The organism is Fibrobacter sp. (genome assembly GCF_045112255.1).
Lineage (GTDB): Bacteria > Fibrobacterota > Fibrobacteria > Fibrobacterales > Fibrobacteraceae > Fibrobacter.
In genome coordinates, this window is the sequence record NZ_JBGUHR010000048.1 from 1 (window position 1) to 1,702 (window position 1,702).

At 50.1% G+C, this 1,702-nt stretch carries 2 protein-coding genes; both read right to left on the reverse strand.

All coding sequences use genetic code 11. The annotated features are described in order from the left end of the window. A partial coding sequence (locus ACJMM9_RS06880) for a relaxase/mobilization nuclease domain-containing protein (protein ID WP_405325020.1) occupies window positions 1-959 on the reverse strand: 959 nt, incomplete at its 3' end. Further along, window positions 854-1,525, reverse strand: coding sequence for a plasmid mobilization protein (locus ACJMM9_RS06885; protein ID WP_405325023.1), 672 nt, complete (start codon window positions 1,523-1,525; stop codon window positions 854-856). The genes ACJMM9_RS06885 and ACJMM9_RS06880, both read right to left, overlap by 106 nt. Window positions 1,526-1,702 lie beyond the last annotated feature (177 nt).

Below are 1,702 nucleotides of genomic sequence, written 5' to 3' on the forward strand. Positions count from 1 at the left end.
TCTGCGATAATTTCATTGGCTCTGCCCATACCACGAATTTCTGCCCACGGGTCGGCAGGCGGTGCCGCCTTTTCTGCCTGCGCCTGCATATCCTGTTCGTTGAGGATTTTGATATATTCCTCCTCGGTCATAACGCTGAGATTGCTTTCAGGTTCGTCCGCAACAGTTGTCGGCGGTGTAGGTGTCGGCTCAGTCTTGGTTGTGACCGCAGGCTTGGACGGTGCGAATGCCTTTTCGGGATTTTTCTTTTCAGCAAGCCTTTCCATAGCAGACTTTGCTTTCTGTATCTGCTCTATCTGCTCGGCAATGCGTTCGGCGGTGTAGTCTGCGCCCAGCGTTTCGGCTCTTGTGAATTTCTGCTGTCCCTCGCCCGAAAGACGGAACTTCAGCTTGACTTTGTTCTGTGGCTTGTAAACATACTCGATACCGCTGGCAGAACAGTTGCGGAGAAAATCTGCAAAATCCTTGCTGTAAAAAGCGACTTCGGCAATCTTGGCTCGGAGCTTGTCCTTCCACGACTTGCCCTGCAACTGCATATCATGCTCAAAGTGGGAAACACCTTTCGCTTTCGGCTCAATAACAGAAATGCCGTGTTTCTTGCATAGCTCGTCCGAAATTGCCCGTAACTGCGCCCATGACCGTTCCTTTACCTTGCCTTGATTGTGTTCGTAAGTAAAGCTGAGTCCATTGTAAAGATTAGTGTTATTGAAGATGATGTGGCAATGGGTATGGGACTTGTCTGTGTGGACTGCAAGCACATATTGATAGTTGCCTTGCAAGAAACGGTCGCACAATTCCTCTCCGATTTGCAAGGCTTGTTCGGGTGTCACTTCATCAGGAGCGAAACTCTGGACTATGTGGTGTGCGAGGATTTCGGTGCGCCCTGTTCCGCCTGCTCTGACTGCTCGGAAGTCGGCGGCAGCTCCTCGGCTGTCGGCTCGGCAGGCATAAGACTGCACATATAAGCCGTTGACGGTCTTATCTCCGTTTGTGATATAGCGGAGAGCCGCCCCGTCTGTTGCCTTGATTGAATGGATAGAAGTGTATGCCAAATTTCATTAACCCCTCTCTTTATCTCGTCAATATCCTCGGCATAGATGTGACCTGTGCTGTAAAGTCGGACAAGTATCTGGTTGATGTTTGCTCCGATGCGTTTCATCAGGCGGTTACACTCCGATATGTCGGTGGTGTCGTGAGTGAGATCAACCCTCGCCCGAACGCAGTCACGGATATACTCCGTTTTGTTTTTATAGCCGTACTGCTCACACTTAGAAAGAATATCCTGCATTTCCGATTCCGTAAAGCGTACATTCAGCGTGTAAGACTTCTTCTCCCTCTTGCGTTTGAGGTACTTGCGTTCATCGTTGGAAAGCTCGTCCTTGGACTTGTGTGCAAGGGTATCGTCAAGCTCGGCTCTGACCTCTTTGTCCAGAGCGTTGTTGATTGCTCCCTCATAGGTCATGCCCTCGAACTCCATAACCTTGCGTTTAGGCGGTCTGCCCCTCTTGCGTTTTGCATTTTCCATAGTGGTGTCTCCTTTGTTTTATTTCGGCGTTAGCCGATTATTTTTTGACCGCTGTGCGGTCATTTCGGGGCTTGGGGTGTCCCCAACAAGCATTGGTGGAATTTCGCTCGCTGTGCGGCGCATTCCACTATGCTTGTTATTTTTGTTGCGCTTAGGCGCATATTTTCTCGCCTGAGC

What these genes read in the sequence shown, in the direction of transcription:
- ACJMM9_RS06885 (WP_405325023.1), bottom strand. Translation starts at nt 1,525, where the DNA reads ATGGAAAATGCAAAACGCAAGAGGGGCAGACCGCCTAAACGCAAGGTT.